At 38.8% G+C, this 15634-nt stretch carries 4 protein-coding genes; all 4 read right to left on the reverse strand.

Going from position 1 to position 15634, the window contains the following annotated elements; genetic code table 11:
* Positions 1 to 188: 188 nt before the first annotated feature.
* The 4 genes from K9M53_RS11995 to K9M53_RS12010 all read right to left on the reverse strand — a co-directional run bounded on the left by K9M53_RS11995 (position 189) and on the right by K9M53_RS12010 (position 15517).
* A complete protein-coding gene (locus K9M53_RS11995; RefSeq protein ID WP_224015172.1) occupies positions 189 to 4784 on the reverse strand; it encodes a beta strand repeat-containing protein in 4596 nt (1531 codons plus the stop codon).
* 71 nt (positions 4785 to 4855) lie between these two features.
* Positions 4856 to 9064: a YDG domain-containing protein gene (locus K9M53_RS12000; RefSeq protein ID WP_224015175.1), complete on the reverse strand. Its 4209-nt coding sequence runs from the start codon at positions 9062 to 9064 to the stop codon at positions 4856 to 4858.
* Between the two features lie 498 nt (positions 9065 to 9562).
* Entirely contained in the window at positions 9563 to 9823 is a 261-nt protein-coding gene (locus K9M53_RS12005; protein ID WP_224015177.1) for a hypothetical protein, read from the reverse strand.
* A 15-nt stretch (positions 9824 to 9838) separates the two neighbouring features.
* Positions 9839 to 15517 carry a T9SS type A sorting domain-containing protein gene (locus K9M53_RS12010; RefSeq protein ID WP_224015179.1) on the reverse strand — a complete coding sequence of 1893 codons (5679 nt, stop codon included), beginning with the start codon at positions 15515 to 15517 and terminating at the stop codon, positions 9839 to 9841.
* Between the last annotated feature and the right edge of the window lie 117 nt (positions 15518 to 15634).

The raw sequence follows: 15634 nt of genomic DNA on the forward strand, positions 1-15634 counted from the left end.
TGTTTATATGGATAGGATATAAAAAATATAGGCATTTATTGAGATAGATTATTCCTAAATATTTGATAATAAATACAATATATGGTATTTTAATTTATTATAATATAATTCGAATATGCGCTAAATATAGACAAGAAAAGGGTTTCGCATTGCTGCAAAACCCTTTATCTTAAAGCATGAATACAAAGTTACTGGATAAGAATGGGGAAGGTTATCTTATCCGTTGAATTAATTTGTTTTACTTCCATTTCATATACGCCTTTGCTGATTCCTTTTGGTAAAGGCATAGATTGCATGGATACATTACCAGAATTTTTAATTACAGTAGCAGCAATTTGTTGACCTACAGCATTAAAAACCGTCAGTTTATAATTACCTGTAGGTTTGTTAATAAACTGCAGTTGTATCATATTATTTTTAACAGGATTAGAAGTAAGAATAATATTTGACACTTCATTATCGGTTACTTTTACAATAGTGCTGTAATGCTGAGCGCCGTTTACATCAACGCTTATTATACGATAATAAGTTTGTGCAGTGGTTATATTATTATCTATCCAAGTATATTGTTTATTATTACCTGCATTTACTACGCCTGCGTTTATAAAATTTATCCCGTCCGTAGATTTTTGCACTTCATATTGTTTTACCCCCGTTTCATTAGCAACATTCCACTGAACAGAATTGGCGGCATTTTGTTTCCATGCTTTTATAGCAGTAAATGTAACAGGCAATGGGCCTCCATCCGGAATAACAAAAACAATTTTAAAACGATTAACTGCCTGCGAGGCTGCATCCGAGGTAATGGTAAAATTAACTTTGGTTGTATCTCCATCAAGGCTTATAAGAGATCTTTTACCTGTGAAATTATCGATCAAAATACCATCAAATCCTTTTGATGATAAACCCAAAGATCCAAACGCAAACTGATATGTTTTTTGTGAAGTTCCTTTTAAACTTAAATAGATGGTGTCCGTTACCGTTAGTTCCGTTGTCTTGTCTATTGCTATGCTTTTACCATCTCTTATAATGGAAATATTTTCTCCGGGGTTTGGTATCTTCTGCGCATCTTCCAGCCAATTTACGCCATCGCTGTATTGAGGTCCGTAAAGCGCCAATGCTCCATCCACAACAGCGATCTCATCAGGATTCACAGCACTTAACTGAATACCGAATTCCTGAACATCGTTGACATTTACGGGACGGAAAACCATGGCACTTGTGGTGGCTTTGTCAGTCTCTAAAAAATGAGCCGTTCCGGATTTTCCATTCATTATAAATGCCTGACCTGATTCTATTCTGCCTTTTACAAAAGCTGATTGCGGCGCAACTGACCAGGAAGAATAGAAACCGGGACTTATGAATGCCAGGTAAGTATAATAACCAACATTATTATGCCCTCCTTTAGGATCCCAAACAGTATAGTTCTGCCCAACTTTTGGAGAATCTCTTGCAATCAAACTATCCATAATATATTCTGATGGATAAGGATTACCGATCACGTTAAAGCCATTGCCTACTGTTAGCGAAAGTGTGCCTTGTTTTATGGTACCCTTAGAACGCAAAATAGTAGAAGTATATGTATTAGCCGGAGGTGTTTGTACCAACACACTTCTATCTCCTCTTATAAAGATCATATAACCCGGGAAGGTTGTCATGTCAGTTGTATCTGTTCTGCCGGGCACTTTCCATTTTTGTGTAGGCACATCCATGTACATCAAGGAAGGATTATTTGTGGCTGACTTATCATATCCTGTAGCAGAAGGAACCGTTGACAACACATTGGTGATCTCAGTTCCATAACCATGAACATTATTGAACAGATCCGTAGTAACATTATTAGTAGTGTTTTCCTGCCATGCTTGCTTAATGGTTTGTCCGCGGGTGCTCAATGGTGCAGTTAATAAGCGCCATGCACGATAACTATCTATGTAACGTTCTATCATTACTTTACCGGTGATATAAGTAGAAGTTCCATAAATATTCGCTGCTACCTGTGCCGTGCCATTAATATCTGATTTTAATGTAAGACTATCATTCGTAGCAAATACGGCACCGCTATCCACTATTACAGTACCGGGTGTACTCGCCGTTCCTGCAATAATATTCAGGCTTGATGTATTGGTACCATTATTTTCCAAAGAGGCATTTCCAAAAACTGAAATCGTTTTCAAACAATTTTTTGAACCGGCAGCATCATAAGTAAAAGTAAGAGGAACTGATATTGCTGTCATTCCCACTACTAAACTTGAAGTAGAAGAACCCGTTATAGTACCTCTTTTTGTTGGTGCCGAAACATCCGCCGCTTTGTAAGTTCCGGATAATGTTAATGTATTACCGTTAATATCCAAAGTTCCCGACTTCAATGTGCATGCGCCATCCACTTCCAGGTTAGTGCCCAATTTTACATTTGCACCATTGTTACGATCGACATTAAAATTACGTAAGATCTGACCACCTACTAAATCTCCCGCCAATATAGGAGCTGTAAAATATATAGGCCCGATAGTGCCGGAATTAATTCCGGTAATTTCCATATTGGATGTATTAGATCCTGTGATAGTACCTGTAGCAAAACTTGTAAATGCACTACCTGAATACCTGAATGTATCTGTAGCTACATTACTCAATACCAATGCACCGGCAGTAAGTACTACTGATGTTGTTACCTGCAAGGTGCTTCCTAAAGTAGCTGTACTAAACAAATTACCTCTGCTTAAAGAAATTGCTTTAAGCTGATTGGTAGTTCCGGGAACAGATTGATCAAAATACATTGTACCCAAGGCTGTACCTGCACTTCCTCCAACATTCACAGTAGACGTAGTTGACCCCATTATTTTTCCCTTTCCTGTTATAATTCCTGTTAAGGATAATATATTTGTTTCAGCGGCATTAGGACCGATTGATAATTTAGCTCCGGGATTAATGGTAAGCTTTTTAGATATCTGTAATGTTAATACAGTATTGTTTGGATTATTGATAGAGGTAGTATTTTGATAAGATCTTTTACTAGTACTATCTACAGCTTCTCCATTATATACCGTCATATAATCGTAAGTTCCGTTATAGGTAAGCGCCTTAGCTGTCGATCCTCCATTGGAATTTACGGTACTGGTTGTAGTACCGGCACCACTTATAACCCAGCTTCCATCATCGTCCATAACAGCATAGGTAATATTGCCATCAAATCTTCTGTATTCAATTCGTCGAACACCAGTTGGCAAGCTGTTTGGAATAATCGTTCCCCACATGCTGGACTTAGCCACTACATTTGTATTATAATAAGCAACAAGTTTTGTATCAGGGGAGGAAATTTGTAGATTTTCTACTCCTGTTATTGCTAATGGACGGGTAATACCTCCTGTATCGCTATAAAGAAGAACAAAGCTTTTTCCATTCTCAAAACATTTTCCATAGATCCCTGTACATTGGGTTGTAGAGCCGCCGGTAGTACCATACGTTAAAACTGTAATACTTGAATCCAATGCTAATCTTGCTTTGGTATTACCTGAATTATCTCCTATCACGATAGTTGGATATACAGGATTTGTACCGTCAAATCTTGCATTACTTGTGTGTACAAACCCAAACCATCCTGTATAGTTTCCGCTCGCATCCGACGTAAAGGTTTCATAATTTCCGGCACTGGTTAATGCCGGACCGGATGTATAAGTGAATGTAGTTCCGGTTGGATTTATTAAAATAGTATTCCCTGCTCCCGGATTTGCAGTTCCGAAATCACTCGAATTTGCTGCTTGTGTAAAATATCTATAAGTGGTATTAGCACACAAACCACTTACCGTTGCTCTATAGAAATAAGGCAATCGTGTGGCATCACCCGTAGTCATGTATTTTGGAGCTAAAACAGCTTTAAAACTGATCTTAGTTAAATTGGTAGGTAACGTAGAGTTAATAGTTACCGAAGTTATAGGCGATACAGAACCACAACTGTTTTTAGCAGTAATATTATAAGTAGCCGCTGCTAATGTAGAAAAAGTTGCAGAAGCTTGATAAGTAGAACCATCCTTGCTGTATGTCATTCCTGTTTCTGCAGGAGCGGTAACAGTAATCGTACCTGTTGAAACTCCGCACAAACTTGGTTGTGTTGTAGTGACAGTTGGTGCAACCGGACTACTGCAAGATGAAGAACCGTTCAATTGCACGTAAAACATTTGAAAATTACCCGTAGCTCCGCTGGCGCCCCAACCATATATCCTAATCATTATACCATTTGTACTGTTTATAACAGGATTAATTGCCCATGTAACATTAGGAGTAGTAGTCGTTTGACAACCCGATCCATTTGCCGGATTAGTAGCAGCTCCTTTACCTATCCACGAACCACCTCCATCTGTAGAATAATAAATGTCATAATTAGGTGGACCAGTGGTACTGTTACGCAACACAGCAGAAATACTGCTTATTGTAAATTGATACCCTGTATTAGGTATTACTGTAAAAGATACATAACCCGTAGAGTTAAAATTGAATGTACTGTTTCCTCCTCCGGCTGCCGTCCAGTTATTGTTTGACATTCCGTTTGTACAAGCAGTTGTATTAACACTAACACCGTTGTTGCGAACCAAGGCCGCTGATGTTAAAGTAGTATTGATATTAGCAGCGATAAATGTTCTGGAAGGATCATTGGCTTGCCCACCACCTGTTGCATATGTAACTATTGCCTGCCCCTTGCTTTGAGTTATAGCAACTAATACCAAAGTGCACAAGAAAATAATGATCCTGTGCATTGTTTTTTTAGACCCGTTAAAATAAAAATTCTTCATGCTCTATGCTTTTATAAATACAGAATATTGCTTCTCAATAGGGGTAACAGCAATCAATTGATCACTTGATCTTACTCAACTACAACATTGATAGTATTTATAGAATTCTTCAGCCCTTCTACCGTTAATTGATACATGCCTTTCGCAATCTTTTTATTCACCTGTAAATTCTTTACTTGATTTGTTCCGTCATGTGATATAATTGTTCTCAGGATTTCCTGACCAATCGCATTACGAAGAGCTATTGTATAATTACCGGCTGAAATATTTTTAAGAGATATGTTTAGTAGTCCGTTTTTAACAGGATTAGGATAAATTGAGATCTCTGCATTCAAGGCATTGATAGATGCCATTGCTATTTTACTATATGCCTCTGTTCCACTGTTTTCAACAGTTTTAATACGATAATAATTGTTGCCTGCTCCCGCCGCGTTATCTATCCAACTGTATTGCAATGCTCCTGATGATGTTTGAACAGCTATTGTAGCTACTGTAGTAAATGTTTTATTATCATTTGATCGTTCCACTTCATAGTACTTGATACCCGATTGCTCTTCAACATTCCACTGCACTTTAATGGCATTATCAATTACAGGTTGTGCATTAACGTTAGTGAATCGTACCGGCGTTGTAGTTTGCGGGCGAAGGAACAGGACGAAGCGGGTAGGGCTTTTCGAAGCGCTATCACTGTTCACTGTAAAATTTACAATAGTAGAAGAATCTGTAAGAGACACTTTAGTTGAGTCTCCTGTATACTTATCTATCAGGTAAGCATCTGCGTTAACATCCGGTAAACTGTCAACAAAACGTATTTGATATTTTTGTTCGTTTGTGCGAAGCAACTTAAAAAACACTGTATCCAGGTTGCGTAAGCGGGGTCTTCTGTCTGAGAATAAAGCCACGCTATCACGCATTACCGAAAATGTTTCATTGATGTTTGCCAGCTTAGGAGCATCTTCTCCCAATACAGGATCTATACTATAAGCATCATTGAAATAAGTTTGATTATAATCCAGCACACTCACTGAATTATCGTTATTCACTTTATACAATCTTGCGATCATATACGGATTTGTTGGGGCTCCTGTCGGACGAAAGACCAAATTGTTATTTTGCGCTCCTGCTTTGCTGCTCTCATTAAAAATTACGGAACACTGATTGGTAGTTCCTAAAACAAAAAATGCCTGTGAGGACTGAATGAAATTATTTTGTCCTGTTGTTGCATTTGTTTGAAAACCTGAACCTGAATTTTCCAACAACACATATGCTCCTACCTGTCCTATAGAAGGATCCCAGGTGTATACATCTATATTACCTGCCCCATAACCCTGAAATGTAAGTTTATTCAGATCAACAGGTGCTGCATACGGATTGCCTATGAGTGTATATTTCTGAGAAGTAAAGTCGGCAGATGGTACAATTGAAAACTCTTGTTTGCCTGTTTGCAAATTCCCCTTTACACTTAATGTAGTATTATCAACAGGTGCAGTACCTGAATTAGGATTATTAACTGTTTGCGGATTTCTATCTCCACGTACGAATATGAAATAACCTGTATTTTCAGCGCTTCCATTATTTGCAGATTGAGAAATAGCCACATTTGTATTAGCAACATTTTCTAATTTCTGCGTAGCAGCATTAAAAAATTTCATCGAATAGCTACCATTAACACCCGACTCTAATCCATTAGAAGCATTAGGCCCGGTGATCATGGTTCCTTTGCCATGCGTGGAAGCATCATTATCAGAATATATTAAGCCACCTTCCTGCCAGGACTCGTATATAGTAGGTGACCCATTATTTTGCACTGGCGCTGTCATCAACCTCCATGCTCGTTTTGCACTACCTGTGGTAGGATTGCCTGTTGCATAAAAACTATTTTCATCACTTCTTAAATATCGTTGCACTGTTACTTTACCGGTAATGGCACCAAGCACAGGCGCTATCATTGCAGTATTGCAATTATTAGATATTAATGTCAATCCGTCTTGCGTGTTAAAAACAGCACTATTCCCAACGGTTAATTTAGCTGGAGTAGCATTTGTTCTGGCAGCAAGATTTAAAGTGCTTCCCAAAGTAGCTGTTGCATTGTCGTTTAATGTCAGGTTATATAGCGTATCAGCACCGGAAGCAAAATTCAATGATGGATTAACATGATCGTTTGCCAATAGTAAACCGGAAAGCGATGATCCTTTTAGTGTACCCGTTCCAGTTATATTATTATTAACAGTAAGCGTATTTGCTCCAAGTGTTAAAGTTGAAGCCCCTCCTAAAGAAAGATTATATACAGAAGTGTTTTGTGTAAGTTCCGGATATGGAGAAGCATTCACAGGAATATCAGCCAACATATATTGGGTAGGCAAACCATTTGTCCAGTTGCCTGCAGAAGACCAATCTGTAGTAGCATTACTTGTTTTCCATTGCGTAGAAGCTATAGATACAGTAATATTTCCTTGTGCATAAGCAATATTATAATTGCTTGCTGTAAATGTTCCACCCGTTGCTGCTGAAACTGTAATTGAATTGTTATAAATGCCCGGTGCAGCCGTTGCTGCTGCCCCTGAACCATAAGCCACTGTTACTGACCCGATCGTTTCAGGGCTCACCAAATTATTTGAAGTAAATGCTGTTGAACTCGTTCCATCAGACAATGCATCTCCATAATTTTTAGTAATATTTTTTGCAGTTATCGTTAATGATCTTGCGCCAATAACTCCTGTAGCAGTACCATTTACTAAATTATAATTGGATGCATTACCACCATTTGTTCCATTAGATAATGTATAAGTAATTACAACGTTGTTATATGTTCCCGCATTCGCACTGCTGTATGCCGCGGCTGTTGCGGAAACACCTACCGTTTGTGTTCCTACCAAATTTGACAACGTTCCTGCTGTTACTGCTCCTGCCGTTGTTGTACCATCATATGGTTTTTGTGCGATCGCAGGTGCCGTTATGGATAAATCTCTGGCTTTAATTACTCCTGTAGCGGATCCCGCCGCTAAACTATAATTGGATGCTTTGCCGCCATTCGTTCCGTTAGATAATGTATAAGTGATCACAACATTATTATATGTTCCTGCATTTGCGCTGCTATATGCCGCGGCTGTTGCTGAAACACCTACCGTTTGTGTTCCTACTAAATTTGATAAGGTTCCTGCTGTTACCGTTCCTGCTGTTGTTGTACCATCATATGTTTTTTGTGCGATAGCAGGTGCTGTTATGGATAAACTTTTTGCTGACACAGTGCTAGAAACAGGTACTACATTAAATGATTGAGCGCCTGAACTTGAAAGCCCGATATTACCTGAATAGGTTCCTACGTCTGTTGTTGCAGCTAATCTTACAAATACAGAAGTATTAACAATTCCTGATGCTTGTGAAAGCGTTAATGTAGAAGAATATGTTCCTCCGGAAGTAGTTGAATATTCAAACCCGGTTGAAGCTGCTATTGAAATACTACCTGAAAGACCGGTACCGGTTACCTGGAAACTTGTTGGTGTTGCAGAAGCAGTGCCATATGTAGTATTTACAGCAGTTAAAGTACCTACAGCAAATATATATACAGGCAATGTTAGTGCAGAATTAGTAGCGAAAAATTTTGAGGTAGTAGTAAGCTCTGTTGCCAGGCCTGACAAAGAACCAAAAAAAGAAACCTTCGTTGAAGAAGAACTACCGGCTGCATAATATAGATCGTTTGCAGAAGATGAAGGAAAATTTAGAAAATAGGTTGATGGCAATAAAGTAGTACTTGGTTGAAAAGTAGTTGATGCCGTTGCATCACTGCTCTTCGTTATTAAAGCTGCTCCATAATTTATGCCATACAATAAAGTAATTCCGGATTGGCTTGTCCAATGAGAATCATCAGCAGTACCTTGAAAGATAAATAATTGATCTCCGCTTGCATTAAATGAAAAGTTGCTTGGTGCACCCGAATTCCATCCTGTGCCGCTTACACTCATCCCGTTTGTCCACGATAAAATAGTTCCTGCTTTAAGATCTGAAGGAGCAGTATAAATTAAATAGTTCTCATTACTGCGTCCTGCTGTAGCGCTTGTAAATCCATTATCAGTAAAATTTATAACGGTACCGGATCCTATATCTTTTAACAGGATAACAGAAAACTTATCAGGGTTATCTGCATTTATTCCAAGCAATGCAATATCGCCCGGAGCAAGTGTCGTAGCTGTGGCATAAGTTTTTTGCACAGATGTAAATGTTATTACAACGAATAAAAATTTTAAAACTCCATTAAATCTTGAAAGGGATAATTGTTTCATAGTAAGTCCAAACGATAATTTTTGTCTTGTGTTAATATAGATACAGCCATCTGTTGCATTTACCTTTTACATACTTACATAACAGGCAATTCTCTTTCTATTTTCATTATTATAAATAATGTCCAAAGAGCAAATAGTAAAGTAGCAATGCACTTCATAGTTGAAATTTTACAGGTTACATTACTAAATGCAGGCAAATAACTGTTTCATATGTACATCAAGCAATAATTACAGCACTAAGCAGGGCTATTCAAAGGGATAAGAGGTATTGAGAGAGGGGATTCAATAGATTTAGATTCAGCGCAAAATTATCATGGCACTGTTAAGGAATCGTTACCTCAATGTGAACAAATAACACTGTGGAAGATTTTAAGATCGGGTGTGAATTATTCGTGTATTACTTACCGTAAGTTGTTTACTACTCTTTTTAGGTAACACAAAAAGCAGTCCGGCAATTGCTTGCCAAACTGCTTTACATTTTTTTATTTACGAACAATATTATTTGCTGTTAACAGCTGCTTCTGACTTTTTTTGTTTTACCTTTTTAATAACGATGAATGCAAAAAATGCTGCTATTAAAAGGAACATACATGTCATATTGCTGTCAAAAGGTACTGCTAATGGATTATTCTGATCCGGATTAGGTGATGTTGGTGACCCGGGATTGTCATCTTGCGCAAACGTCAGCACAGGCAATACCAACATACTTACTGTAGCCACATTGCGAACAAACCACTTTTTTACAGAATGATTTTTCATTTTAATCTTGAGTTTTTATTTTACAAATATTTTTTGGATAAACACATTTTTTGAAGGCGATACCACCTGCAACTTATAAACCCCTTGAGGATAGATAGCTTTCACATTTATTGTTTTAACCACACTTCCACCGGCATGATCTATCTCTGAATTATATAATTCCTGTCCGTTGGTATTTAAAACCCTGATCAAATATTTTCCTGCCGGCTGATTGGTTAAATGCAACTGTATTTTTCCATCAGTAACAGGGTTAGGATATACTTTTACGAAGCTGTTTGCTTCAGTCAACGTAGCATTTACAATGCTGCTGTATTTTATATCGCCCGACGATGCAATACTTTTAACGCGATAGTAATTGGCTCCTTCCACTGCATCTTCATCTATCCAGCTATAATTACTTGCCATACCTTTTGCAGGCACATAAGCACCGTTTGTAAAATTGATGCCATCAGCAGAATGTTCTACCTCGTATCCTGTAATTCCTGTTTCTTCCGATACCTTCCATTCTACCTGTACTGCTTTATTTAAAGGCGATGCTTTAATGCCGGCAAATGTTACCGGAACAATAGTAGGTGCATTTAACACAAGGCTGAAACGATTAGAAGCGACTGAACCTGCATTTGCATCAACCGTGAAGCTTACTGAACCGCCGTTTGTAAGATCTACCTTAGTGGAAGTATTTAAGTAACTATCTTTTAAGTAAGCGGCAACACCGTTCAATCCTGTCGGAACAAATTGCAATTGATATTGTCCCTGCGCCATATTCCACATGTTATAGAATATAGTATCGGTTGCAGTAACCGGTTGTCTCGCTTCCAATATTAACTTAGAACCGTTACGAAGGATCACAAAGTTTTGTAGTGTATTACTTAATTTTTGAGCATCGTTTCCATCAATAGCGTCAGAATAATCACTGTTGAATACTACAGCATTTGCATCTGCCAGGTTTTGTGTAGTGCCTGATACTGTATATAGATTTGTTTTTAATCTTACTACAGTATTTCCTGTAGGTCTGAACACCATTGCACTACCGTCTGTTTTAGCACTTTCGGTTAATGTGATAAGATTATCGTCATCGCTGGTAGCATGGATAAAGAATGCCTGACCTGACTGTATTATAGTATTCGCAGAAGAATAGCTACCACCCGGTATTATTGGCTCATAATTGTTAGACTCACTGAATACTTGATAAGCTCCCATGTAAGGCGGCGTATTAATTAACTTAGGATCCCACACATAAAACTTATGATCAATTCCCTCTCCTTTTGAAAGCTGTGTAAAATCAATTGCAGATGCATACACGTTGCCTATTAATCCAAACTTGCCAGCTGGCGTAGATATTGGGTTTTGCTCGCCTACATATAATGGACCTGTTGTACGCAAGGTAGTAGCACTGGTTGGCCCGCTATTGCCTGCGTTAGGTGTTTGACGTCTATCACCTCTGATATATAAGAAGTAGCCAGAGGTTGCTGCTACCGTACCAATTAACGGACCATTGGTAGCATCCACATCATTCCATTTATTAGTAACCTGGTCGTAAGTAAGCATAGATGCAGATGGTGTTTGATAATCAAATCCACGATCTGCCCAATCAGAAAGATTGCTTGTGATAATAGTACCATATCCTGCAGGTGTTGTAGAGCCTGTTGCTTCACCTTCCTGCAATGCATCGTGTACCGTTTGCGTTGTTTGCGTTGGAATAGATAATAATCTCCATGAACGTTGCGCATTTGCAGGTATATAACGCTCAACTGTTACATTAGCCGGATTATTAGAATTGATATCAATAATACTTCCGTCCATCGTTCCTACCCTTGCAGTACCATTTATATCAGACGCAAGGATCAAACTATCCGTTGTATATAAAGAAGATCCCGCTGCTAAAGAAACAGTACCTGATGATAAATTATTACCCGGTGCTATTTTCAATTTAGTACCCATTACTGCAGTGGTTCCACTCTCTAACGAAAGGTATTTAAGCAGCTCAGCACCCGGAGCAAATTTTACTGTTCCAGCTAACCCAACTGATGCAATATCCAAAGCCGAACTTGATGAACCTTTTAAGGTAACAGACGTGCCGTCATTTTCATCAGTATTATTATTGGATAGTGTACCGTTTACCGTTAGTTTATGATCACCAAGATCAAGTACAACATTGTTTTCTATCGTCAAATTTCCTACTACCACATCTTTGTTCAATACAGGCATATTTACTGCTGTATTTGGAATTTTGAAATCATTACCATCGGTCGGTACGCCGCATGTCCAGTTAGCTGCATTATCCCATACTGAGCTTACAGCACCTGTCCATGTCTTTCCTGATATAATTATATTAACAGTTGCTTGAGAAACACAAGGAGTTTTAGTAACTGTCCATTGTAAAGTATAAGTACCTTGTCCTTGCGCAGGAATGAATTTAGCAGCTTTATCTGTTGTTGGACTTCCAGGAGATGTTGAACTCGAGAATTGTCCTGCAGTAGCTAAGTTATCAGGATTAGGCGCACCTATTATTGACCATACACCATTTGCACCTGAAGGTAACTGTGCAGCTAATTGCACGTTATTAGCACCTCCATTATCACATACTGTCTGATCAGTACCTGCATCTGCAGTAATTGCACCAACTATAGTAACATTATCAGTAGCATCCACTGCTGCACAACCGCCACCAGCGGCTATTTGATAATGCACCACATATGAATTAGCTGTACTGGCAGAAGGTGTAATAGCACCTGCCGCACTTAAACTTAAACCGGTTGGTACCGATGAAAAAGTACCGCCTGTTGTTCCAGTACGTGTTACATTAATAACAGTAGCATCACTTCCGCAATAAGAAGCATTAGCATAATTAATAGTTGCTGAACGTGCTGCTGTTACAACAATAGTTGTGCTGCCTATTGTTCCGCAACCTGTTACTTGATAATTTACTGTATAAGTGCCTGCTGTACTTGCACCTAAATTAACTGCACCACTTGTAGCATTAATACTTAAGCCTGTAGTAGAAACATACGTACCACCAGCGGGAACTGATGTCGCTGTTACTGAAGCAGTACCTGAAGTGCTACAATAAGGCGTTCCGCTGTAGCTAAAAGTTGCTGTTGGACAAACTGTTTGTACTGATATTTCGTTAGAAGTAGCAGTAGTACTAGCACCATTTACTGCACGAACTGCATAATAATAAGTTGTACCTGCTGTTAAACCGGTTGTAACTTTTGAAACAGTTGGTGCTGTAATTGAGAATGGAGAGCCGGTTATAGGAGAATTTGTTATACCAGTTCCCTGTTGAATTGAAAGATTATCAAGGAAAAAACGTCCTTTACTTGACGAATTTCCTAGGAAGGTTATTGTTGTTGCAGCTGTACCTCCTGTAAGAGGAATTGAAAAAGTTTTCCAGGTGGTTTGATCAGTATTCATACTTGCGGTAGTAACTGTAGTACCATTTACTTGGATATTCAACTGTGCATTATCACCGCTCCAAGCTACTGCATCAAAAGTAAGGTTAAATGCACCTCCATTTGCTGACAAATTAATACTTGGAGTAGTTATGCTACCTACTGCGGAACCTGTCCCCATTTTGGTTGCACCTGCTGCCTGAAAAACCTTAACACCTGACCATCCTGGTGTTTGAGTAAAAGAATTTAAAGTGCCAGATCTATCAGTACTCTCACCTGCACTGGAACCACCGGTATTCGCAGTACCTCCGCTAAATCCACTAAAATTTTCACTAAGCACCGTGTTAATAACACTTCCTGTTTTTGTATAAACATCCAAACTATAGCTTGCTGCTCCTGTAACTGCATTCCAGTTAGCAGTAAATCCATTAGCTCCTATAGCTGTTGCAGCTGTAGCTACCGGCACACTCATTGCAGAAGTTGTAAAACTTAACGCAGTTGCAGAACCCGTACCTCCTCCATTAATTCCGTATGCTCTGTAATAATAGGTTGTACTTGGGTTTAAGCCCGTAATTGATGGCACAGAAAAATTATTTCCACTTCTGTTAGTTGCTGCTACTTTTGTACCTGCAGGGCTAACAAAATTCTGGTCTGTACTATATTCAATACCATAAGACGTAACACTGCTACAACCGTTTGAAGTAAAGGCACCCGCTAAGTTAGCAACACTGTTAACAGTAACAGTTCCACTGCTTACTGTAGTTAAAGCAGGTACTGTATTTACACCAACGCCTCCGGGAGTTACTGTTACATTACCTGAAAACCCACCACCGGCAACAACTATATTACCTGAATATGATTGTGCTGCAGTAGGATTAAATGATACCGACACTACCTGGCTAAAAGTACCGCCGGGTTGCGAAATTGATAATGAAGGAAAATAGTTTGATCCATCTATTGAATAGCTATATCCATTTAAAGCTGCAACAGTTACATTATCTGTTGTAAGGTTTGTACCACTTATCGTAAATGAAGCTGGATAATTGCCATTTATACATTGATTGCCAAAAGTTGTTATAGGTGAGCTTATTGATAATACTGGAGAAGAAACTGCTGTTACTGTAATACTACCTTTTACATAAGTTGGATTATAGTTACCAATAGTTGCTGTACCTGTAATGGGAGCGGATGGTGTAACTGAATTTGTATAAGTGCCGGGTGCATCACCTGCGGCAGCGCCTGTACCATAAGTCATTGTTACGCCTGTAATAGTTTCTCCATTTTGAGTTCCGCTTGTTGTAAAGAAAGCGTTCACGCCATTGGTCAATGTATTACCTTGTGGTTTTACAGTATCCTTAGCCGTAATTGTTATAGGTGCAGCTGTTACCCCGTTTCCTGTACCTGTGCTTATATTTACAGTAGTTAGTCCTGTACTTGTTAAAGCGATATTTTGCGAATTATAGCTACCCGAAACCGGTGCAGTAGCCTTTAACCGAACACTTAATGTACCGCTTACTGAGCCAGATGATGGCGTAAATACTGCGGTATTACCAAAGGTTGTACCATTTGAAGAAACTTCAAAATTAGTACTAGGTGCTGTAGCTGTAATTGTGTTGGTTCCTAAATTAGAGCCTGTAACAGTTGCCGTACGAACTGTTGATATAGCACCATAAGTAGTAGTTAATGCTCCGCTAAGTGTACCTGCTGACATAGAACCTGCAGGTGGTGCAGTAACAGTTCCACTAATAGTTAAAGATCTTGTATAACTATAACCACCTCCTGAACCGGCGCCTGGCGCACGATTTACTGTTATGGTAGCTCCTCCTGCAGGTATAGTTTGTCCATCACTAGGAGAAGTGGGAACAGATAAAGCAGTTAATGTTACATTCCCTCCACAATTACTGGAACTTCCAATACCGGTAACGGCACTGGTATAAGGCCCGCCTGTAGTACCACTTAATGTAAATGAGAAATTTCTTGAACCGGCATTACTGGCATAGGCTGCACCTCCTACAGAGGTAACTTTAACCGTATAACCGGTTTGTGGTGTAATAGTACAAGAATAAGAAGTATTAGCTCCGTTACCTGCTGTAACACAAGATGCAACAACTCCATTGTACTGGGAAACAGTTACCCCAGCAGGTACACCAGAAGCAGCAATATTACCGGTTAAGCCGGTAAAAGTAATAGTAAAAGCAGTGGGTGTTTGAGCCGATACGGAATTAACTGCTGCAAAAAGAAACAGCAGTACCAAAAGTTTTGGTAACAGATTTTTAAAGTGTGAAGCGCATAAATGTTTCATAAGCATAATTTGTTTAAGCCAGAATGATTTAATTATAATTCGATGTGAATCTTTGGGATATAACGGCTTCAGTGGATACTTAAATAGATGATGGCAGTAACGTAAAAGTGTGCGATG

Origin of the sequence: Ferruginibacter albus (assembly GCF_020042285.1) — a bacterium.
GTDB lineage: Bacteria > Bacteroidota > Bacteroidia > Chitinophagales > Chitinophagaceae > Ferruginibacter > Ferruginibacter albus.